Source organism: Streptomyces sp. NPDC047028 (assembly GCF_040644095.1).
In the GTDB taxonomy this organism is placed as follows: domain Bacteria; phylum Actinomycetota; class Actinomycetes; order Streptomycetales; family Streptomycetaceae; genus Streptomyces.
Window position 1 is genome coordinate 25,598 of sequence record NZ_JBEYVS010000042.1, and the last position, 20,546, is coordinate 46,143.

Annotated in this window: 17 protein-coding genes and 1 pseudogene; 10 read left to right on the forward strand and 8 right to left on the reverse strand. The window is 70.0% G+C overall.

Annotated elements, in window-relative coordinates:
• Window positions 1-21 precede the first annotated feature (21 nt).
• From ABZ854_RS29830 to ABZ854_RS29840, 3 genes are all read left to right on the forward strand, one after another.
• Complete coding sequence (locus ABZ854_RS29830; RefSeq protein WP_129311530.1) at window positions 22-444, forward strand: VOC family protein; 423 nt, start codon at window positions 22-24, stop codon at window positions 442-444.
• Window positions 441-1,202, forward strand: coding sequence for an SDR family oxidoreductase (locus tag ABZ854_RS29835; RefSeq protein ID WP_361216797.1), 762 nt, complete (start codon window positions 441-443; stop codon window positions 1,200-1,202). Before ABZ854_RS29830 ends, ABZ854_RS29835 begins: the two co-directional genes overlap by 4 nt.
• A gap of 246 nt (window positions 1,203-1,448) precedes the next feature.
• Entirely contained in the window at window positions 1,449-1,709 is a 261-nt protein-coding gene (locus ABZ854_RS29840) for a TM2 domain-containing protein (protein ID WP_361216799.1), read from the forward strand.
• A 42-nt stretch (window positions 1,710-1,751) separates the two neighbouring features.
• Here ABZ854_RS29840 and ABZ854_RS29845 read toward each other — a convergent pair whose 3' ends face one another.
• Together ABZ854_RS29845 and ABZ854_RS29850 are read right to left on the reverse strand one after the other, a co-directional pair.
• Complete coding sequence (locus ABZ854_RS29845; RefSeq protein WP_361216802.1) at window positions 1,752-2,717, reverse strand: hypothetical protein; 966 nt, start codon at window positions 2,715-2,717, stop codon at window positions 1,752-1,754.
• A 425-nt stretch (window positions 2,718-3,142) separates the two neighbouring features.
• Entirely contained in the window at window positions 3,143-4,672 is a 1,530-nt protein-coding gene (locus ABZ854_RS29850) for an endo alpha-1,4 polygalactosaminidase (protein ID WP_361216805.1), read from the reverse strand.
• 273 nt (window positions 4,673-4,945) lie between these two features.
• Between ABZ854_RS29850 and ABZ854_RS29855 the strand changes: the two genes are divergently transcribed.
• Window positions 4,946-5,728, forward strand: a complete 783-nt coding sequence (locus tag ABZ854_RS29855) for a GntR family transcriptional regulator (protein WP_361216808.1) — start codon at window positions 4,946-4,948, stop codon at window positions 5,726-5,728.
• A gap of 1 nt (window position 5,729) precedes the next feature.
• A complete protein-coding gene (locus ABZ854_RS29860) occupies window positions 5,730-6,563 on the forward strand; it encodes a sterol desaturase family protein (RefSeq protein WP_361216811.1) in 834 nt (277 codons plus the stop codon).
• A 43-nt stretch (window positions 6,564-6,606) separates the two neighbouring features.
• Here ABZ854_RS29860 and ABZ854_RS29865 read toward each other — a convergent pair whose 3' ends face one another.
• Window positions 6,607-7,662: a LacI family DNA-binding transcriptional regulator gene (locus tag ABZ854_RS29865; protein WP_361216813.1), complete on the reverse strand. Its 1,056-nt coding sequence runs from the start codon at window positions 7,660-7,662 to the stop codon at window positions 6,607-6,609.
• Window positions 7,663-7,932: 270 nt separating this feature from the next.
• Between ABZ854_RS29865 and ABZ854_RS29870 the strand changes: the two genes are divergently transcribed.
• From ABZ854_RS29870 to ABZ854_RS29885, 4 genes are read left to right on the forward strand one after another with little or no spacing between them, the layout of a single operon-like run.
• Window positions 7,933-9,240 (forward strand): extracellular solute-binding protein, encoded by a 1,308-nt coding sequence (locus ABZ854_RS29870; protein ID WP_361216816.1) that lies wholly within the window; start codon window positions 7,933-7,935, stop codon window positions 9,238-9,240.
• Window positions 9,237-10,133: a sugar ABC transporter permease gene (locus ABZ854_RS29875; RefSeq protein ID WP_361216819.1), complete on the forward strand. Its 897-nt coding sequence runs from the start codon at window positions 9,237-9,239 to the stop codon at window positions 10,131-10,133. Before ABZ854_RS29870 ends, ABZ854_RS29875 begins: the two co-directional genes overlap by 4 nt.
• Window positions 10,133-11,074 (forward strand): carbohydrate ABC transporter permease, encoded by a 942-nt coding sequence (locus tag ABZ854_RS29880; protein ID WP_361216822.1) that lies wholly within the window; start codon window positions 10,133-10,135, stop codon window positions 11,072-11,074. The genes ABZ854_RS29875 and ABZ854_RS29880 overlap by 1 nt, the downstream gene beginning before the upstream one ends.
• Before the next feature lie 24 nt (window positions 11,075-11,098).
• Window positions 11,099-12,751, forward strand: coding sequence for a glycoside hydrolase family 43 protein (locus ABZ854_RS29885; RefSeq protein ID WP_361216825.1), 1,653 nt, complete (start codon window positions 11,099-11,101; stop codon window positions 12,749-12,751).
• Between the two features lie 7 nt (window positions 12,752-12,758).
• Here ABZ854_RS29885 and ABZ854_RS29890 read toward each other — a convergent pair whose 3' ends face one another.
• Together ABZ854_RS29890 and ABZ854_RS29895 are read right to left on the reverse strand one after the other, a co-directional pair.
• Window positions 12,759-13,622, reverse strand: a complete 864-nt coding sequence (locus tag ABZ854_RS29890) for an SDR family oxidoreductase (RefSeq protein WP_361216828.1) — start codon at window positions 13,620-13,622, stop codon at window positions 12,759-12,761.
• A gap of 64 nt (window positions 13,623-13,686) precedes the next feature.
• Window positions 13,687-14,280 (reverse strand): TetR/AcrR family transcriptional regulator, encoded by a 594-nt coding sequence (locus ABZ854_RS29895; RefSeq protein ID WP_361216831.1) that lies wholly within the window; start codon window positions 14,278-14,280, stop codon window positions 13,687-13,689.
• Between the two features lie 168 nt (window positions 14,281-14,448).
• Here ABZ854_RS29895 and ABZ854_RS29900 point away from each other — a divergent pair.
• Window positions 14,449-15,197 (forward strand): annotated as a pseudogene (locus tag ABZ854_RS29900) (transposase family protein).
• 31 nt (window positions 15,198-15,228) lie between these two features.
• On the opposite strand, the gene ABZ854_RS29905 reads toward ABZ854_RS29900, so the two are convergent.
• From ABZ854_RS29905 to ABZ854_RS29915, 3 genes are all read right to left on the reverse strand, one after another.
• Window positions 15,229-18,030: an AAA family ATPase gene (locus ABZ854_RS29905; protein WP_361216834.1), complete on the reverse strand. Its 2,802-nt coding sequence runs from the start codon at window positions 18,028-18,030 to the stop codon at window positions 15,229-15,231.
• A 260-nt stretch (window positions 18,031-18,290) separates the two neighbouring features.
• Window positions 18,291-19,616, reverse strand: coding sequence for a spherulation-specific family 4 protein (locus ABZ854_RS29910; RefSeq protein WP_361216836.1), 1,326 nt, complete (start codon window positions 19,614-19,616; stop codon window positions 18,291-18,293).
• Between the two features lie 130 nt (window positions 19,617-19,746).
• On the reverse strand, window positions 19,747-20,529 hold the full coding sequence (locus ABZ854_RS29915; RefSeq protein WP_361216839.1) for a carbohydrate ABC transporter permease: 783 nt from the start codon (window positions 20,527-20,529) through the stop codon (window positions 19,747-19,749).
• Window positions 20,530-20,546: the final 17 nt, after the last annotated feature.

Genomic DNA, 20,546 nt, shown 5'->3' on the forward strand with positions numbered 1-20,546 from the left:
CCAGCCGAAGGAGCGCCCCCCATGTCCGTGCGTCCCGCCGTGCACCTGGCCGTACCGGTCGACGACCTCGCCACCGCACGCCACTTCTACGGAACCGTCCTCGGACTGAGCGAGGGACGCTCCACCGACCACTGGGTCGACTGGGACCTGCACGGTCACCAGCTGGTCACCCACGTGGTCCCCGGCGGCCCCGTACCCGCCGGAACCAGCGAGGTCGACGGACACGCGGTACCCGTCCCGCACTTCGGCCTGCTGCTGTCGACCGAGGACTTCCACACCCTCGCCGGCCGACTCCGCGCGGCGGGCGCCGAGTTCGTCGTAGAGCCGTACCGCCGTTTCCCCGGCGAGCCGGCGGAGCAGTGGACGATGTTCCTCCACGACCCGGCCGGCAACGCGCTGGAGTTCAAGGCGTTCCGTGACGAGTCCCAGGTGTTCGCGCGATGAGGCGCGTGCTGGTCACCGGGGCGTCGCGCGGCATCGGCCGGGCCGTGGCCCTGGCGTTCGCCGAGCGCGGCGACCGTGTGGGAGTGCACTACGCGGCCGGCCGCGCCGACGCCGAGGAGACCCTGCGGCGCCTGCCCGGCTCCGGCCACGCCCTGCTCGCCGCCGACCTCGCCGACCCGCGGGCGGCCCAGGACCTCGTCGAAGGCGCCGTACAGCGGCTCGGCGGGATCGACGTCCTGGTCAACAACGCGGCCACCGCACCGTCCGACGGCACCCGACACCGCGTGACCGACGTGTCCTACGCGGACTGGCAGCGCCACTGGCACCGCATGGTCGACGTCAACCTGCTCGGCGCGGCGAACGTGACCTACTGCGTCGCCCGGCACATCGTCGAGCGCGGCGGCACCGGCAGCATCGTCAACATCGGCTCCCGCGGCGCCTTCCGGGGCGAGCCCGACTTCCCGGCCTACGGCGCCACCAAGGCGGCCCTGCACGCCTTCGGGCAGTCCATGGCCGTCGCCCTGGCACCGCACGGCATCGCGGTGACCTCCGTGGCACCCGGCTTCATCGCGACCGAACGACAGGCACCCAAGCTGGCCGGCCGGGACGGCGGGACCCTGCGCGGCCAAAGCCCCTTCGGCCGCGTCGGCACCCCCGAGGAAGTCGCCGCCGCCGTCCTCTACCTGGCCTCACCGGAAGCCGCCTGGTCCTCCGGAACGGTCCTCGACCTCAACGGCGCCTCCCACCTGCGCACCTGACGGACGACACACACATCTCCGGCACACCGCTCACCATCCGCGATCACTCGCCCGGCCCCTCTCGCTCCTGCCCGGACCGGTACCTAGGCTGCCGGAAACGACGAAGACGAGGCCCACGTCGTACGACCGTGGGCCACTTCCGCGCGCGGGTGCCCCGGCACCGTCGGCGCGTCGTCGTCCCTTCCCGGGAGTTCCCTCCCGAACCGATCGTCCCCGTCACCATCCCCGCATCCCTGGAGCACCACCATGTCCCGTCACGCCGAAGCGCCGTACGGATTCGACCCGCAGGGCCGCCCGTACTCCGACAAGTCGAAGATCGTCGCAGGGGTCCTGCAGATCCTGCTCGGATTCCTTGGCGCGGGCCGCTTCTACGTCGGCTCCGTGGGCGTCGGCATCGCCCAGCTCCTCACCTTCGGCGGCCTGGGCGTATGGGCCCTGATCGACGGCATCCTCTTCCTGGTCAGCAAGGACCGCACCGACAGGTCGGGCCGCATCCTGCACGGCTGAGGCCACGGCCGAATCCCCTTGGGGCGCACCGCCACGAGCCGGTCACCGGGCAGGGCTGATGGGCCACTCCCGGGTGATGACCGGAAAGACGACGCGCTTCCGCAGCCGGATGCCGAGCACTTTCGCGGGCGACCCGGCGAAGACGGAGGTCTCCAGCGTCACGCCGCCGTACAGCCGTGGGTCTCCGGTCGGTTGGCCGCCGTCCTTGGTGGCCGGCCGGAGGCCGGCGGCCGTGATGCGCAGATACGGCCCGGCGAACGCGTCGACGCCCACGGCGTCGTAGAGCGCGACACTCAGCTCGGGGCCGAGCATCAGCCGAAGCGCTCCCTCACCGGAGACCTTGGCCGTGCCGCCCGGCAGGGGCCCGGCGTCGACGCCGTTGTCGGGCTGCCAGCCGGCCGCCCTCGTGTACCGGGTGCCGGCGCGCACGGTCCCCCCGCCGGCCTCCTGGACGTCCATCGTCATCCGGCCGTCCACCCGCACCTCCAGGACCAGCCTCAGTTTCAGCGCGATGACCACCGGGACCGTGCCGGCTATGACGACGGGGTAGGCCGCCAGCATCGCGATGGGGACACGGAAGCGCAGACGAGGGCCGGCCACGGGCCCCTTGACGTGCCAGCCCGCCTTGTACCGGCCGGTCACCCTGACGGCGGCGGTGGCGGCAGCCGGGTCGGCCGATCCGTGCCCGTCGTAGGAGAAGGCCACCTCGGGGGCCATGTCCAGGAAGCCCTCGACCTTCGTCTCCCGGGCGAGGCCCCGTCTGCCGCCGAACATGGGCAGGTCGGCGGCGAAACCGATGTGCAGCCTGCGTCCGCTGTTCCGGCGGTCGAGGGAGAGGGAGCCGACCGAGGGGCGCGCGTCCGGAAGCGGCTTCACCCGCCACGACGCCGCCGTCACCGCACTCTTGCCGCCGGCCTTCGAACCACCGAACCGATCGTGGAGGCCGGCCGGAGCCGTGTGGATCGCGGCTTTGCCCGTATTGCAGGATCGGGTGTGGACCTTCGGCATGCCAGGGGTTTGGACCGTCGGCGGGCCGGCGCCGTGCGCACTGATGCTCAGGACCGCGCGTCCGGTCTTAGTGTCGTGGGCGGCCCCCTGGGCGCAGCTCGTGAGGAACAGGACGGAAACGCAGACGGTCAGGAGCCGGCTGCGGCGTGGGGCCCGCTTCAAGGGAAACCTCGTCGGTTGGGCGAAGGAGACGTCCGTCGGTACCGGGCGTCCGTCGCTCTCGTGGTCGGCCGGGACCGAGCCTGACAGAGGCGGGGAAGGCGATCCTGCCTGGATGTTCCGGCCAAGGGGCAGCCATGTCTGCCCCCGCGGAACGCGGCGCCCCCCGTCCGGCCCGCGAACGAACGGACCGGACGGGGGGCGCGTCGGCCTACGGAAGCTACCGAACTACGGAAGCTACCGAAGCTACGGAAGCCACGGGAAAGCTACGGAAGAACCCACATCTGGTTCTTGCCGCCGTTGCAGTCCCAGATGTCCGCCTGCCGGCCGTTGGTGGCGAACGCCGGGTCGTCGAGGCAGCGGCCGGAGCCGACGCCGACCACCTGCTGCTTGCCGGAGTCGTACGTCCACTTCTGGTTGGAACCGCCGTTGCAGCTGTACACCTCCACCAGGCTGCCGTTGGCGGTGCCCCTCTTGGCGACGTCCAGACACAGACCCTGGTTCTTGATCGTCTGGCCGGCCGAGTCGTAGGTCCACCGCTGCTGCGACGACGACGCGTCACACGGGACGAGCGCCACCTTCGGACCGGAGCCGGACACACCGAGGCAGTAGTCCGCGGAGTACCCGTTCGCCACGGACAGACCGGAGGTGATGAGACCACCCGAACCGCCGCCGGACGTCGTCGCCTTGCTGACCGTGTCCGACGCCGCCGACGTGTTCCCGGCCGCGTCCCGTGCCTTCACGTAGTACTGGTACGTCGTGGACGCCGTGAGTCCCCCGTCGGTGTACGAGGTCCCCGCGGCCGTGCCCACCTTCTGACCGCCGCGGTAGACGTCGTAGCCGGTCACCGCGACGTTGTCCGTCGACGCCTGCCACGCCAGGGAGACGCTGCTGCCCGTCGCGCCCGTCGCCTTCAGCCCCGTCGGCGTGCTCGGTGCCTGCGTGTCGTTGCCGTTGCCACCGGGGCAGGTCCTGCGGACGTAGCCGCTCGTGCCGGGCGTGACGACGTCGGTGTCGCGCTCGACGATGCTGGCCTGACCGTTGTACTGGCAGTCGTAGTCCAGTCCTCCGTCGGTGTACTCGATGAAGATGACGTGGTTGCCGAAGTACTGGATGTACTGGTCGCATTCGGGCGGGCTCTGGACGCCGCACTCCTCCGCGATGGCGAAGTCGAGGCCGTTCGCGACCCGGTTGGGGGCCAGTTCGACGGTGTTCTTCTGTGCGACGGCGAGGCCCTTGCCGTGGCCGTAGGCCGACAGCATCTTGATGTACGTCTGGGCCTGACTGTCCGTCAGGTGACCGTTGCTGCGGGTGTAGCTGTCGTAGTTGTCGAGTTCGAGGGCGTCGAACCCCTTCGTCGCGCACTGGTCGATGTGCTTCTCGATCCTGGTGGCGATCGCGGTGCGGTTCGCCGCGGTGCTGATGTCCAGGAGCGCCTCGTTCCAGTCGGGGTCCATCAGCACGGAGCCGCCGTCATGGACCAGGAGGTCCTGCGGCCAGCTGCTCGGGGTGTCCTCGGCCGCGCTGGGGTCCTGCGTCTGGAACGCGTTGATGTAGCAGATGTTGTACGCGCCGTTCGCCGGCGAGTCGTTGTGGTCGCGGCTGACGACGGTGACACCGGCCGGCAGTGTGTAGCCGCCGCCGATCTGGTAGTCGAACCCCGCTGCCGCCGGCGGCGGAACGGGGGAGGCAGCGGCCTGTGCGGTAGGACCGAGGAGGGCGAGAGGGAGGGCCGCGGCCGCGGCGGCCACCATGGCGAGGCCGGTACGGAACCGGCCTCTGGGCAGACAGCTCATGGATGAGCTCCTTGCTACGGGGGCACGTCTCCGCCTCGGCTCCTTCAGGGCCTGGCGACTTGGTCCGGGCTGGGACAACAGCGGTCTGATACCGGCTGAGCGTGCCTCTCACGCGGGTGCACCGACCTCGCGTGCCACCGGAGTAAACCGGTGAGATCAAGCCACGTCAAGGTGATGGTTCTTCCTCGTTCTTCCCGCCCTTTCCCGCGAAGCGCTGAAGTCATCTGGTCCAACCAGTTGACCAGTTGCTCGGCGCGGTCCACCCTCATCACCATGACCGGGCGACCACAACTGCGGCGTGCGGCGGTCTCCGACCAGCTCTTCGCGCTGCTGCGGGACCGCATCCTCGGCGGCGAACTGCCGCCGGGCTCCGCGCTCACCGCCGAACGGGACCTGTCCACCGAGTTCGGAGTGAACCGTCACGCCGTAAGGGAGGCCGTGAAACGGCTCCAGCAGGCCCGGCTGGTCGACGTCAGCCACGGCGGCCGCACGCTCGTCCTGGACTGGCGGCGCACCGCCGGTCTCGATCTGGCCGTGGGCATCGCCACCGCGGACACCGGACCCTCGCCGAAGGACCTCGCCCGGGACGCCCTGGAGATGCGGGCCTGCGTCGGTGCGGACGCGGCCCGCCTGTGCGCGGTGCGCTGTTCCGAGGAGGACGCCGAGGACATCGTCAGGGCCGCGGAGAGGTACGCGGACAGCGGGCCCGACCTGACCGGCCTCGACGCCGCGGACGTCGCCTGGTGGCGGCTGATCGTGGAGGGCTCGGGGAACCTGGCCTATCTGCTCGCGTTCAACAGCCTGGTGGGCGGAGCCCTTCCTGTCGCCGACGTCCCCGACGACCTGCGGGCCGCCGAACTCCTCGACGTCGAGGCCCATGTGCGGCTCGCGGCGCACATCGCGGCCCGCGAGGCTCGCGCCGCCGAGGACCTGGCACGCGAGCTGCTGTCACGCAGCGTACCGGCGACGGCGACATCCCCGGCGGCGCCGACGACGGCGACTTCGACGACGCCGCCGACTTCGACGGCAAAGACGACCGAGAGGACGGTGCGCTGACGTGCTCCCCGCCGTGTTCTACGCGATACCCGCGTTCGTGCTCCTGGTCGTCGTCGAGGCGCTGTCGTACCGCTTCCTGCCGGACGACGACGAGCGCGGCTACGAACTGCGCGACACCGCGACCAGCATGTCCATGGGCGCCGGCAGCCAGGTCATCGCCCTGCCGTGGAAGGCGGTGACGATCCTGCTGTACGCGGCCCTGTTCGCCGTCGCCCCCTGGCAGCTGTCGCCGTCCTCACCGTGGACGTGGGTGCTGCTGTTCTTCGCCGACGACCTGGCGTACTACGCCTTCCACCGCGCCCACCACCGGGTACGGGTGCTGTGGGCGAGCCACGTCGTGCATCACTCCAGCGTCCGCTTCAACCTCTCCACCGCGCTGCGCCAGAGCTGGACACCGATGACGGGCCTGCCGTTCTGGCTGCCGCTGGCCCTGCTCGGCGTCCCGCCGTGGATGATCCTGCTGGAGCAGTCGGTCAGCCTGGTCTACCAGTTCTTCCTGCACACCGAACGGGTCGACAAGCTGTGGCGGCCGGTGGAGTGGGTCTTCAACACGCCCTCCCACCACCGCGTCCACCACGGCTCCAACAACGTGTACCTGGACCGCAACTACGGCGGCATCCTCATCGTCTGGGACCGGCTGTTCGGCACGTTCCAGCCCGAGGGGGAGCGGGTGGTCTTCGGGCTGACGAAGAACATCGGCACCTACAACCCGCTGCGCGTCGCCTTCCACGAGTACGCGGCCGCCTGGTGCGACGTCCGCGCGGCCCGCCGCTGGCGCGACCGCGCCGGGTACGTGTTCGGACCGCCGGGCTGGTCGCCGGGCACGGAGGGCTGACCAGCCGAGACTGGAGCAGCACACCGAACCATGGCCGCCGGACCTAACGAGCCGGCGGCCGCCCCGTGCTCTCGCGTTCGACGAGCACCGTCGCCAGCTCGATGCGGCGCATACCGCCGGTCAGGACGTTGTCCACGCCCTGCATCACGATGCGGGCGGCCATGGCGGCCATGTCACTCAGCGGCTGGCGGACGGTGGTCAGCGGCGGCGACGCCCAGGAGGCGATGGGAAGGTCGTCGAAACCGACGATGCTGAGGTCCCGCCCGACCTGCAACTCGGCGCTGCGTGCGGCGTCGTACGCGCCCAGTGCCTGCAGGTCGCTGCTGGCGAAGACGGCGGTGGGCGGCTCGGGCAGCGCGAACAGGTGGCGGGCGCCGTCGAAACCGGTCCCGTGGTGGAAGTCGCCGCGAACCTCCAGCACCGGGTCGACGTCGATCCCGGCGCTCTCCAGCGCCGCGCGGTAGCCGTCGAGGCGGGCGCGGGCGCTGAGCACGTCCTCGGGGCCGGTGATGATCCCGATCCTGCGGTGGCCGAGTTCGATCAGGTGCTGGGTCGCGGCCAGCCCGCCGTGCCAGTTGGTCGCGCCGACGGAGGGGATCGTGGGGTCGGGGTTGCCCACGGGATCGACGACGACCAGCGGGACGCCGAGTTCCTGGACCTTGCGCCGCTGGCCCTTGGTCAGGGCGGTCACGGCGAGGATCACTCCGTCGCTGCCGCGCCGGGTGAGGTTGTCCAGCCAGCGCAGGGTGTCGGCGGGCCGGCCGTGCACGGCGGAGACGACGAGGCCGCTGCCGTGCTGGGCGGCGGTCTCCTCCGCCCCGCGGATCACCTCCACCGCCCAGGGACTGTCGAGTTCGTTGAGGACGAGGTCGACCAGTCCGACGGTGCGGGTGGGGCGGCTGCGCCGGCGCAGGTAGTTGTGGCTCTCCAGCAGCGCCTCGACCTTCTGGCGCGTGCCGTCGGCGACATGGGCGTGGCCGTTGAGGACCTTGGAGACGGTGGCCACCGACACTCCCGCCTCGCGGGCGATCTCCGCGATCGTCACGCGGCCACGGGCGTCGGCCCGCTCGGACACTGTGGGGCGGTCGCTGTCGACCACGGTCACCTCGCTGCTGTCGGACGGTCGCGGACAGCGTAAAGGACGCCGCCGGAGCGCTTTCTGTTTCCGGCCCCTCTCACCCCGGTTCCCAGGGCTCCGCCAGGCCCGCCCTCCGAAGCCACGCCCGGTCCAGCGCCCGTGACCGCACCGTTACCTGCTGCCGCGTTGACGTCGATGAGGTTAAACCCTACGTTCCTCCACCAGAAACTATCGAAACTTTCGGTCAATCGGAGCCGTGGACTTTCGGCTCCCGGAGGAGCGTGTTCCACGATGAACCGTGCCCTGACCCTCAGATTCACCACCGCGCTGGCGACCGCGACCGCCCTGGCGGCCACGGCCACCGCCTGCGGCAGCAGCGGCCCCGGCGCCAGCGGCGGCGGCTCCGGCAAGGTGACGGTGTGGGCCTTGCAGGACACCGCGCTGAACCCGGTGCAGCGGAAGACCGTCAGCGCCTTCAACGCCTCCTCCGAGGACGCCGAGGCGTCGATCCAGTTCTTCGTCAACGACCCCTACAAGCAGAAACTGCAGACCGCACTCGGCTCGCCCAACGCCCCGGACGTCTTCCTCAACTGGGGCGGCGGCAACCTGACGACCTACGTCAGGTCCGGCAACGTCGCCGATCTCGGCACCGACCTCGACGCGTCCTTCAAGAACAAGTTCCTGCCCAGCGTCATGGCCGGGGGCACCATCGACGGCAAGACCTACGGCGTGCCGATGGAGGGCGTCCAGCCGGTCGCTCTCTTCTACAACAAGGACGTCTTCGCCAGGGCCGGCATCACCGAACCCCCCGCCACCTGGCCGGACCTGCTCCACGACATCGACAGGATGAAGGCCGAGCACATCACGCCGATCGCACTCGCCGGCTCACAGGCCTGGACCGAGCTGATGTGGCTCGAATACCTGCTGGACCGGGTGGGCGGCCCGCAGGTATTCGCCGGCATCCAGGCCGGCAAGCCCGGCGCCTGGAAGGACCCGGCGGTGACCACCGCCCTCACCATGATCCGCGCCCTGGTCGACCGCGGCGCCTTCGGCACCAACTACGGCTCCGTCGGCCAGGACTCGGGCGGCGCGGACGCCCTGCTGTCGAAGGGCAGGGCCGGCATGGAGCTGATGGGCTCGTGGGAGTACGCCGGCCAGCTCGCCACCGCCCCGGACTTCGTCAAGAAGGGCAAGCTCGGCTGGACCACGTTCCCCACCGTCCCGAAGGGCAAGGGCGACGCGAAAAACATCGTCGGCAACCCCTGCAACTTCTTCTCCGTCACCGCCAAGTCGAAGAACAGGGCCGCGGCCGTCGACTTCATCACCAGGACCGTCACCCAGCCGTCCTACGTCAGGAACCTGATCGACATCGGCCAGGTCCCGGCCATCGCCGGCATAGAGGACCAGCTGAAGTCCGGACCGAACGCGGACTACACCACCTTCGTCTACGGCCTGGTCGAGCACGCCCCGAACTTCACCCAGTCCTGGGACCAGGCACTGGCCCCCGCCACCGCGCAGAAGCTGCTCACCGAACTCCAGAAGGTCTTCAACAAGCAGGCCACCCCCCAGCAGTTCGTCTCCGCCATGGACGCCGAGTGAGCACCGCGCTCCGACGCGGCGACGGACGGCCCGGAGCCCTCTGGGCCGTCCCCGCCCTCCTCTACTTCACCCTGTTCGCCGTAGCCCCCATGGCCCTAGTCGTCGTCCTCAGCTTCTGCCGGTGGAACGGCCTGGGCAGCCCGCACTGGGCCGGTACGGCCAACTGGACGCGCCTGCTGCACGATCCGGACCTCGGCCAGTCCCTGCGCCTGTCCCTGCTCCTGACGGTGGTGAACTGGGCCGTGCAGAACCTGATCTGCCTGCCGCTGGGCGTCTGGTGCGCCGGCCACCAGCGCGGCCGGGCCGTACTGAGCACCCTGTTCTTCGTCCCCCTGCTGATGTCCAGCGCCGCGGTCGCGCTGCTGTTCGCCGCGCTGCTGGACCCCAACTTCGGTCTCGCGCACACCATCGGCCCCTGGCTCGGCGTCGACGACGGCAACTTCATCGGCGACCCCCACCTGGCGCTGTGGACCGTCACCGCCGTAGTCACCTGGCAGTTCGTGCCGTTCCACACCCTGCTCTACCAGGCAGCGGCCCGCCAGGTACCCGCCCAGCTCTACGAGGCCGCCACCATCGACGGCGCCGGACGATGGAGGCAGTTCCTCTCCGTCACCCTGCCCCAGCTGCGCCACACCGTCGTCACCTCCTCGGTGCTCATGCTGGTCGGCTCCCTCACCTACTTCGACATCGTGCTGATCCTCACCAACGGCGGCCCCGGAACCTCCACCCGCATCCTGCCCCTGCACATGTACCTGACCGGCTTCAGCAGCTTCGACATGGGCTACGCGGCCGTCCTCGCCGTCCTCCTGCTCGTCGCCGGCACCACCCTGTCCCTGCTGGTCGTCCGCGTCACCGGCTTTTGGCGCATGACCAGCCGGCGGGAAGGACTGTGATGAGCGCCAAGACCCTCGCCGCCACCGGACAGGCCACCGGGACCGGCTCCCGAGGCGGCCCGCGCGCAGCGGCACCCCGACCGCGCCTCCCGCTCGCCCGCCCCCCCGGCCGCAGCCGCCTGCACGGGCGCCCGGACTGGCTCGGCGGCCTCGGAGCCGCCGCCTGGCTGGTGATCGTGGCGGTGCCCCTGTACTACGTCCTGGCCTCCAGCCTGCGCGAGAAGAGCGACTACCTGGACGCGGGACCGCTGTCCGTACCGCACCACGTGGTGCTGTCCAACTACCGCACGGTCCTGGACTCCGGCTTCGCCGGCTACCTGTGGAACAGCGTCCTGGTCACGGCGGCCACCGTCGCGCTGGTGCTCGCCCTGGCGCTCCCGGCGGCGTACGCCGTCGTCCGCAGCCGCAGCCGGTTCGTCACGGCCGGCTTCTCAGTGATGCTGATGGGCCTGGCGATCCCCGCGCAGGCCACCATCGTGCCGGTCTACCTGCTGATCACCCGGCTGCACGCCTACGACACGCTCACCGCGGTCGTCCTGCCGACCGCCGCGTTCTCCCTGCCGATGGCGATCCTCGTCCTCACCTCCACCATGCGGGACATCCCCGGCGAGCTGTACGAGGCGATGACCGTGGACGGCGCGAACGCCACCCACGTCCTGCGCTCCCTGGTGCTGCCCCTGACCCGGCCCGGCCTGGTCACCGTCGGCATCTACACCGCGCTCGGTGCCTGGAACGGCTTCATCTTCCCGCTGGTCCTCACTCAGAGCGAGGCCCACCGCACCGTGACCCTGGGCCTGTGGAACTACCAGGGCCAGCAGGGAGGCATTAACGTCCCCGCCACCATGGCCGCCGTCGTCCTGTCCCTGCTGCCGCTGCTCGCCGCCTACCTCGTCGGCCGCCGCCACCTGCTCAGCGGACTGACCGCCGGCTTCGGCAAGTAACCCCCGCCACTCGGAAAGGCACCCATGACCACCGGAGCCACCACGGCCGCCACCGCCTCCTCAGTACCCCCGGCGCACCGGTCCGGGACGATCACCAACCCCGTCCTGCCCGGCTTCCACCCCGACCCGTCGATCCTGCGCGTCGGCGACGACTACTACCTCGCCACCTCCACCTTCGAATGGCACCCCGGCGTGCGCGTCCACCACTCACGCGACCTGGTCCACTGGCGCCCCCTGCCCGGAGCACTGGACGAACGCCGGCTGCTGGACCTGTCCGGCGTCCCGGACTCCGGCGGCGTGTGGGCGCCCTGCCTGTCGTCCGCACACGGCCTGTTCCACCTGGTCTTCACCCGCGTGGACAACCACCACGGCGGCTGGTGGGACGCCCAGAACTACGTCACCACCGCCCCCACCGCCTCCGGCCCCTGGTCCGACCCGGTGCCCGTGCACGCCCGCGGCTTCGACCCCTCCCTCTTCCACGACGAGGACGGCGTCTGCTGGATGCTGTCGCTGACCGGGGACTGGCGCCCGCGCCGCGACCCCTTCGCCGGCATCCAGGCCCAGCGCTGGGACTGCGCCGCGGGCCGGCTCACCGGCGAGGTCCACATGCTGTTCCACGGCACCGGCGCGGGCGTCACCGAGGGCCCCCACCTGTACCGCCGCCACGGCCACTACTACCTGATGACCGCGGAGGGCGGCACCTCCTGGGACCACCAGGTCACCGTCGCCCGCTCGCCCACCCTGCTCGGCCCCTACGAACCCGACCCCGACGGACCCACCCTCACCTCGCGCCACCATCCCGACCTGACCCTGCAGAAGGCGGGACACGGCAGCCTGGTCCGGACACAGACCGGCGAGTGGTACCTGGCCCACCTCACCGGCCGCCCCGACACCCCGCTCGGCCGGTGCGTCCTCGGCAGGGAGACCGCCCTCCAGCGCGTGGAATGGTCCGAGGACGGCTGGCCCCGGGTGGCGGGCGGCATCCCCGCCGAGCAGACACCCGCGCCCCGGCTGCCCGCACACCCCTTCCCCGAGGAGCCCGCCCGCGACGACTTCGACGGCGACAGGCTCGGCCCCCACTGGGCCACCCTGCGCCGCCCCGCCACACCGGACTGGGCCGACCTCACCGCCCGCCCCTCCCACCTGCGCGTCCACGGCGGCCAGTCACCACGCGGCCTGCGCACCCCCAGCCTGGTCGCCCGCCGCGCCGGCTCCTTCCACTGCTCCCTTCAAGCGCCGGTCGACTTCGACCCCACCGACACGCAGCAACTCGCCGGCCTCACCGCCTACTACGACACCCGCAACTGGCACTACGCCTACATCAGCCGAGACGACGACGGCAGCAGAGTGCTGTCGGTCCTCACCTGCGACGATGGCAACCGGGTGGAGGGCGCCACGGTCCAACTGCCCGACACCGGGCCCGTCGAACTGCGGGTGACCCTCGACCTGCCGTACGTCGTCTTCCACCACCGCCCGCCAGGAGGCGAGTGGACGGCACTCGGGGCACCGCTGGACGCGACGATCCTGTCCGACGAGCACGCCGGCGAGAAGCAGCCCCCCGAAGGCCGCGCCGCCAGCCCCGCCTTCACCGGGACCTTCCTCGGCCTCTGGGTCCAGGACATCGCCGCCGACGGCGCCTATGCCGACTTCGACCACGCCACCTACCGCGAGCACTGACCCGCCGTCAGGAGACGCCGAGCTCCACCGCCTGCCGGTAGTAGTCGGCGAGGCGGTGCCGCCCGGTGGCCGGGGAGACCACGTCGTGGGTGAGCACGGTGAGCGGGAACTCGATGACCGCGTGGACGCGGGACGGCGTCAGCAGACGCATCAGGGCCAGCCCCGCTGTGAGAAGCCCAGCCGGAACGTGGGTGATACGCGGGGCGGTGCCCAGGGCCCGGAAGGCCTCCTGGGCGATCTGCTCGTGCGTGAGGACGTCGGGACCGCCGACCTCGACCTCGCCCTCACCGCCGTCGCCGGTGAGGGCGTCGGCCGCCGCCGCGGCGACATCGGCGCCGTCGACGGGGTTGATACGGAAGCCGCCGTCACCGAACACGAAGACGCGGCCCTTGCGCGCCATGTCGAGGTACTCGTCGAAGTCGGAGAAGAACCCGTTCGGGAACAGGATGGTGTGCGCCACACCGGACCTGCGCAGCTCCTGCTCGAATGCCCGCTTGGCACGCACGAGTTGCAGCTTCTCCAGAGCCGGTGCGCGGACCACGGAGGAGTACACGAACGCGTCGGCCCCGGCCCGCTCGGCCTCCTCCAGGAGGTTGCAGTTGGCGCCGTAGTCCACGTCCCAGCAGCTCTGCCCGCTCTTCTTCCCCACGAGCCCGATGGTGCTCACGACCGCGTCCATGCCGTCGCAGCAGCCCGAGAGCGCGGCCCGGTCGGTCGCATCGGCGGTGAACACGTCGTCCACGGCGTCGCGGACCGGCTCCAGCCGGCCGGGGTCGCGGACCAGCGCCCGCACGTGGTGTCCGCGGTTCTTCAGTTCCCGGACGACGTGCCGTCCCAGATAGCCGGTCGAACCGGCGACGAGAACCCTCATTGTCCCGTGCCCTTCGTGTCGTTGGACGATGGATGCCGCAGCCGCCGCGGGTCGGGACTCGTGCTCACGTACGCTCGCCGAGCAGCTCGCCGACCGCGGCCAGCGCCTCGTCGACGGGCAGCGACGCGTCCAGCACCTGGTGCAGCACGATCCCGTCCAGCAGCGCGGTGACGACGACGGCCGCGCCGGTACGCCTCGCCCCGGACCACGACGGGTAGAGCTCCGCGAGCCGCTCACCGATCCGCACCCGCGCCTGACGGAGCCCGTCTCGCAGGACCTCGCCCAGCACGGGGTCGCGCAGGGCGCCCGCCATCAGTTCCACCGCCAGGCGCAGCGTGCGGCCCTCGCCCGTCGTGGCCGGCACCAGCTCGCGGAGCGTCTCCAGGGCGGCGTGCGGCTCCGGCGCCTCCAGCAGGGCGTCGAGGACCGGCGTGATGACCTCGTCCCCGGCCTTCCGCGCGATGGCCTCATGCAGGCCGGCCAGGCCGCCGAAGTGGTAGTGGATCAGCCCGACCTGTGCCCCGGCCCGCTCCGCCACCGCCCGCGTGGTCACCGCGGGCCACCCACCCTCGGCCAGCAGCGCGACGCCCGCATCCGTCAACTGCTCACGGCGGCGCAGCCCACGCCCCGAAGTTGCACGACCGACCAAATTAGTCACACGACCAAAATAGCGCCCGTTCCTCGGAAGCTCAATGATTCGGAAGCTCAGTGAGCTCTTTCAGAGTGGCCACTGATCGGGTGGCTGGCCGGCGTCCCGCAACGCACGAAGCTCCTGTGCCGTTGAGAGAGGTGTTCGACGTCTCAACTCATCAGCGCAGGAGCCTCGTTGGTTCCCTATCCTGCCTCACTCGACGTGCCTCACGCCCTGGTCGAGTGGGTAACCATGCTCATCGTCACCCGTGAGGGTGACCGCCGCTGCAAGCTCCGGCCGCACCAGCGTGCTCTCGTCGCCCTGATCTACCTCCGCCGACACGACCCGCTCACGCAGATCGCCGCCGGGTTCGGAATATCCGTCGGCACCGCCCACGCCTACGTCACCGCCTTCGTCGGCCACCTCGCACGCCGGGCGCCCGGCCTACTGCGGGTCCTGCGGGAAGCCGATCCCGATCACGTCCTGCTCGACGGAACGCTCGCCGAGTGCGACCGGGTCGGCGACAGCCGGGCCGACTTCTCCCAAAAGCACCGCCGACACGGCGTGAACGTGCAGGTCATCGCCGATCCCGCGGGCAACCTGCTGTGGATCTCGCCCGCTCTGCCCGGCCGCACCCACGACCTGACCGCAGCCCGCACCCACCGCATCATCCGGATCTGCGAACGCCAAGGCGTGCCCGTCCTCGCCGACCGCGCCTACATCGGCGCCGGCTCCTGGGTGACCACACCGATCAGACGCCTTCCGCACCAAGACCTCACCGCGACCCAGCGAACGATCAACCGGGCCCTGTCGGCGGCACGCGCACCCGTCGAACGAAGCATCGCGCGACTGAAGTCATGGCGCATCTTCCGCAGAGCTCGCTGAGTCCCAACCGGATGACCGCCATCGCAGCCGCCGTCCTCACCCTGGAGAGGCAACGCTGAAAGAGCTCAGTGATTCTCAAAAGCTCAGCGATCAGGTGGGAGGGCTGCCGCCCGGCGCGGGTGGAACCACAGGCGTCTGCGTCCTGTGCACGTGATCCCGCAGCTGTCTGCGGTTGGCCAGGCCGAGCTTGGCGTAGACGTGGCCGAGGTGGTACTCGACCGTCTTCGAGCTCACGAAGAGTTCGCCCGCGATCTCCCTGTTGGTGAGCCCGCGGGCGACGAGCAGGGCGATGTCACGCTCCCGTTGGGTCAGCGTCACCTGAATGATCTCCTTGTCCGGCTGCTGGCTGCTCGAAGCCGCGGGGAGATCGCGAGCACATCGTTCGAGGAAGGGTGCCGCCTGCAGGCCTTCGAGCCGGGCCCGGGCACGGTCGAGCCACGGCCCCGGGTCCACCATCGAGTTCTGGGCGATCAGGCATCTGCCGTAAGCGTGGTCCAGCATGGCCCGGTGGAGGGGGATTTCATCAGGAGGCGGACCCGAGTCGAGTCCTTGCTCGTAGGTGGAGCGCGCGAGGGTGAGGTCGCCTCTCTTCTCGGCGAAGAGACCGGTGAGCCAGTACACCGCGGTGCGGAGGCTGGCATCCTCCTGGGAGGCGGCCCGCAGGCGGGTAAGGGCGTCCTCCGCCTCGTCAGGTGAAGCGGCATGAATGCTCGCTTCGGCGTACAGAGGAAGCCAGAACGATTCCGTGTAGCGGGGCCAGCCCTTCGACGATTGCGTCAAAGACCTGACAGAGGCGAGCATTTCATGGTGGTCACCTCGCGCCTGGGCGAGGACGGCGCGACTGATCGCACAGAACGTGGGCCCCTGTTCACCTCCCACGAAGAGAGCCCACTTTTCCCCGGCCCGCAGACTCTCCTGCGCCTTGGCCCACTCACCGCGCCCGGCGGCCAGCCACGTGGCGACCGCGTACTCCACGGGGTACACGAAGACCTGCCCTTCGTCGCTCATGGTGACGTCCAGGCCACGTTCCACGTGGATGAGCGCACTGTCCCAGTCACCCAGCAGGTAATGCGCCAGGGCCATCACCACATAGGCGGTGTCAGGGAAGACGGATTCTCCGGAACGAGCGAACGCCAAGGCGGTGCGACTGTCCTCGATGGCCGCCCTGAGCGCGCCCGCCTGCAGATCGAAGAGGCCGCGGAAGGTGTAGAAGAAGCCGTGAACAGGACGGCCCGGCTCCGCGGTCAGGAGGACTGGAGGGACAACACCCTCGATTTCCCGCAGCCCTGCCTTCGGGCCATGGCTGAGCGCCAGACTCACACTCAGGTGTGCCCGCGCGATGGCCACGTCGGGGGCATGGGCCACGACCTCTCGCGCGGCTTCGGCACCCTCCTCGGGTCGTCCCAGCAGGTAGTGCACAGGACTGTGCGCGGTCCGCGCACCCAACCTGGCCCACATGTCCTGCTCTACGACACTGAGCGCGACCGCCTCCGCGAGGTGGGCGTCCGCCTCAGCGAGCGGCCCGCGCAACAGCGCATCCAGTCCGAGCGCCAGGCTACGCCGTGCGGACGGTGCGCATGCTCGAACGCGCGGCATGAGGGAAGTCGCCAGATGGTGTTGCAGGGACATCTCCAGACGCGCCGCCGCGTCAATGACATAGCGCTCGCGGCCGGCAGGGGATTCCTCGAGATCCGACGCCCACAAGAGGAGCGTCGCGGCTCGATGGGCCGCCCCGGCCGCATATTCCTCCTCAGCGGCCGCAGCCAGTTCCGCGGCCAGAGCTGAATCGGTTGTCTCGGCGGCTGCGACTCGGTGACTCCAGGCTGATCTTCTGTCGAGCAGACGCGCGGCCGCGGTATGGAGTTTCCAGAGTTCCTCCGGTGATGTCGCCTCGATCACCGCATGCCTTTTGAGGGCGTGCGGGATCTCGACCGGCTGTGAGGGGGCGTTGGGGCGCCAGCGCAGTAGTCCGCTTTCCAGGGCGGGTCCGATGTCGGAGGTCTCCACCTGCGCGATCCGGCCCACCAGCAGGAGGGGAGCGGAGGTCTCAAGGATGGCTGCTGCCTGAACCAGCAACCGGGATGGCTCCGGGAGCGCATGGAGTTGCGACCGGACCGCCGCGGCGAAGGAAGGGGGCACGGGAAGGGCTGCGCCGGCATATCCCGTCAGTTCGGTCTCGGACATCTCCGCCACAACAGTGCGTACATACAGGGGATTTCCACCGGTGTGCTGGTGCAGTCGGTCCGCGACAGCGCGTTGGACACGGCGCCCGCTGACCTGCTCGACGAGTTCGGCGACCTGCGTGGCGTCCAGTCCACGCAGGGCCAGCCGAGAGTGGTTGGGGCCGCTCTTGATGATCCGCTGCAGCCGGTCTTCGGAGTACGAAGTGGGCTCGGTGCCGGGCGGGCGCATGGTGAGCACGGTCAGCAGACAGTCCACTTCGATGCGGCGCAGAACGAATCCCCACGCCTGAAGGGAAGCCGCGTCCACCCAGTGCAGGTCCTCGATGACCACGACAAGGGGGCCGGCGGCCTGGAGAACACTCACCATTTCCAGCAATTGCTGGCCCACCTGGTACGGCGGAGCCGTCGCCGGGGTGGGCTCCTTGAGCAGAGGAAAATCCTCCAGAATATCCGCGGAAATGGATGAGATAAGCTGCTGAACAACTCCGAAGGGAATGTCCTGCTCGGACAGGTCCGACTGGGCCCGCATAATCGTAAAACGGTCTGCATCCAACCCGCACAACCAGTTCCGCACCAGCGTGGTCTTGCCGACGCCGGCTTCCCCCTCGATCGTCACCACCCAGGGGTGTCCGTCTCGGGCTTCCCGGGCACAGGTTTGCAGGTGAGCGACCTCCGGCTCACGCCCCACAAACGCATCCTGATCACGCATTGTAATCATCCTACCGGTCAGCCCTGAATTGCTGCTCACGATATACCGAATGTGCGGCAGAAGTCCCCACGACTGCACTGAACATGCCTATTTTCACTGCTGTTCATACACGAGGGGCGGCAGGCTGCGTAACTCAGTGCCGGCGGGAAATGCAGGGGGGCTCACCATTCACCGTGCAGGAGCCCGTCGGCCGGACGCCGGAAACGCCGGAGGGGCGCCGCCCCCAGGGGGAGGGACGGCGCCCCGGATCGGGCCCGGCGTCAGTGCGTGTAGGTGACGGCCGTGCTGTAGGTGGTGCCGCCGTTGAACTCGGCCTGCTGGGTGGAGGCCGAGCTGCCGAGGGCGGAGAGCGGAATGGTCCAGGTGAACGTCAGACCGTTCGCCGACTGGTTCGGGCTGGTGCTCTGCAAATCCCAGCCCCAGCCGCTGCTGTTGCTCTTCCAGAGCGTGTTGTTCTCGATCATGTAGTCGGCGCCCAGCGGGGTCGCGGAGCCCGACGGGAGCTGGTAGCCGGTCGAGGCGTTGTTGTCGCTGTTGATGAACACGTGGTAGAAGCTCTGCGAGCTGCTGAAGGTGGCCTTGTAGACGACGTTGCTGCCGCTCACGCAGGCCGAGTAGTTGGTGATGCCGCCGGAGCCGGCCACCGTGGTGCAGCCGCCCCCACCGCCGCCTCCGCCGCCGGCCGCCGCCTTGGCCAGCTCGTCGGTCCAGTAGCTGCCGGTGGGCAGCGTGTCCCAGGGGTTGTCGGTGCTCGGGTTGTTGTAGATGTCGTTCGTCACGTACACGTAGCCCGCGTTGCGCTGCTTGCTGAGCGCTATCGCGTTCTCCATCTGCGACTGGCTGCCGGTGGAGTACACCAGGTGCAGGAACTTGTTCGGGTTGGAGTACGACTGCTCCCACGACGGCGGCGAGTAGGAGAGGTAGCTGGAGTAGCTGCCCTCGAAGGTGACGAGGACGTCGGCGGCCGAGGCGTAGCACTGGTCGGCGCCCACGCCGGGGTTGTCCACCGTGGTGGCGCTCGGGTGGGCGTTCTTCACGTAGCTGTTGATCGTGGAGTACAGGTTGACGTGGGCGTTGTTGGTGCCGCAGTCGTTGAGGGCGTCGTCGAAGAAGATGCCCGACAGGCCGTAGCTGCCGTAGTACGAGTACCAGCTCGACACGTCGGCCTCGATCTGCGAGGTCCAGGCGCTGGAACTGGTGGAGCCGCTGCGGGTGGTGTTGCCGTTGACGCCGAAATAGCCGGTGTCCACGTAGCCGATGACCTTCTGGCCGGCGTTCGCGGCGGCCTGGATGGCCGACGCGTAGCTGGAGTCGAAGGCGGTGCCGGGGCCGTTGGACGGGTTGGCGATGATGAGGTTGCCGGGACTGGCCGCGTTGATCTCGTTCCAGTACTGGGTCTGTCCGGGGGAGAAATAGGCGGGCACCCCGAGGTGCTGGGTACCGGCGGTGTTGGCGGCGGCCGGGACGGCGGACATGCCGAGCGCGGTGGCCACCAGGGAGAGCAGGGCCGCCGCCGCGCCCACGAGGCGGGCGCGCGGGGCGGGTCTGCTGAACGGGTTGCGTGGTGATGCGTGCAGGGGAGGCACGTGGAGCCCCTTTCGGGCGGGGATGTGGGGACGTGCGGTGGTGCGGGTACTGCGGGTGGTGCGGTGCCGGGCCGTCGAAGAGCCCGGCACGTCGGGGGATGTGCGGCGACGGCCGGCGGGGCGGGTGGGGTCAGCCCTTGACGCCGCTCTGGGCGATGCCCTGGATGAACTGCCGCTGAAGGAAGACGAAGACGGCGATGACGGGGAGCGAGGCGAGCAGCGAACCGGCCATCAGCACGGGGTAGTTGGTCTGGAACTGGCCCTGAAGGGAGGCCAGTCCGGCCGAGAGCGTCATCTTGTCGGGCGCGGTGTTGACCACCAGCGGCCAGAACAGGTCGTTCCACGACCAGAGGAGCACCAGCACGGCGAGCGCCACCAGGCCCGGCCGGGCCAGCGGCAGCATGATCGACCAGTAGACCCGCCAGGGTCCGGCGCCGTCCAGCCGGGCGGCCTCCTCCAGTTCGCGGGGCAGCCCGAGGAAGAACTGCCGGAGCAGGAAGACCCCGAACGCGCTGAACATGCCGGGCAGGACGAGCGCCTGGAGGGTGTTCAGCCAGCCCAGGTCGGCCATGATCTGGTACTGCGGGATGATGAACAGCTGCGGCGGCACCATCAGCACCGACAGGAACAGCCCGAACAGCACCTTGCGGCCGGGGAAGCGCAGCCGGGCGAAGGCGTACGCGGCCATCGGGCACAGCAGCACCTGGCCGAGGGTGCGGCCGAGCGCCATCAGCACCGTGTTGAGGAACTGGTGGCCGAACGGCAGCAGCCCGAAGACCTGGTGGTAGTTGTCCCACTGCCCCTCCGGCAGCGGGTCCGGCGGGATGTGCGTGACGCTGGTGAGGGTCTGCAGCGAGGTGATGATCTGCCAGACGAACGGGGCGACCATCGCCAGCGAGGACGCGATCAGCACGCCATGCACGACACGGT

What these genes read in the sequence shown, in the direction of transcription:
- ABZ854_RS29830 (WP_129311530.1), top strand. Translation starts at nt 22, where the DNA reads ATGTCCGTGCGTCCCGCCGTGCACCTGGCCGTACCGGTCGACGACCTC.
- ABZ854_RS29835 (WP_361216797.1), top strand. Translation starts at nt 441, where the DNA reads ATGAGGCGCGTGCTGGTCACCGGGGCGTCGCGCGGCATCGGCCGGGCC.
- ABZ854_RS29840 (WP_361216799.1), top strand. Translation starts at nt 1,449, where the DNA reads ATGTCCCGTCACGCCGAAGCGCCGTACGGATTCGACCCGCAGGGCCGC.
- ABZ854_RS29845 (WP_361216802.1), bottom strand. Translation starts at nt 2,717, where the DNA reads ATGCCGAAGGTCCACACCCGATCCTGCAATACGGGCAAAGCCGCGATC.
- ABZ854_RS29850 (WP_361216805.1), bottom strand. Translation starts at nt 4,672, where the DNA reads ATGAGCTGTCTGCCCAGAGGCCGGTTCCGTACCGGCCTCGCCATGGTG.
- ABZ854_RS29855 (WP_361216808.1), top strand. Translation starts at nt 4,946, where the DNA reads ATGACCGGGCGACCACAACTGCGGCGTGCGGCGGTCTCCGACCAGCTC.
- ABZ854_RS29870 (WP_361216816.1), top strand. Translation starts at nt 7,933, where the DNA reads ATGAACCGTGCCCTGACCCTCAGATTCACCACCGCGCTGGCGACCGCG.
- ABZ854_RS29880 (WP_361216822.1), top strand. Translation starts at nt 10,133, where the DNA reads ATGAGCGCCAAGACCCTCGCCGCCACCGGACAGGCCACCGGGACCGGC.
- ABZ854_RS29885 (WP_361216825.1), top strand. Translation starts at nt 11,099, where the DNA reads ATGACCACCGGAGCCACCACGGCCGCCACCGCCTCCTCAGTACCCCCG.
- ABZ854_RS29890 (WP_361216828.1), bottom strand. Translation starts at nt 13,622, where the DNA reads ATGAGGGTTCTCGTCGCCGGTTCGACCGGCTATCTGGGACGGCACGTC.
- ABZ854_RS29905 (WP_361216834.1), bottom strand. Translation starts at nt 18,030, where the DNA reads ATGCGTGATCAGGATGCGTTTGTGGGGCGTGAGCCGGAGGTCGCTCAC.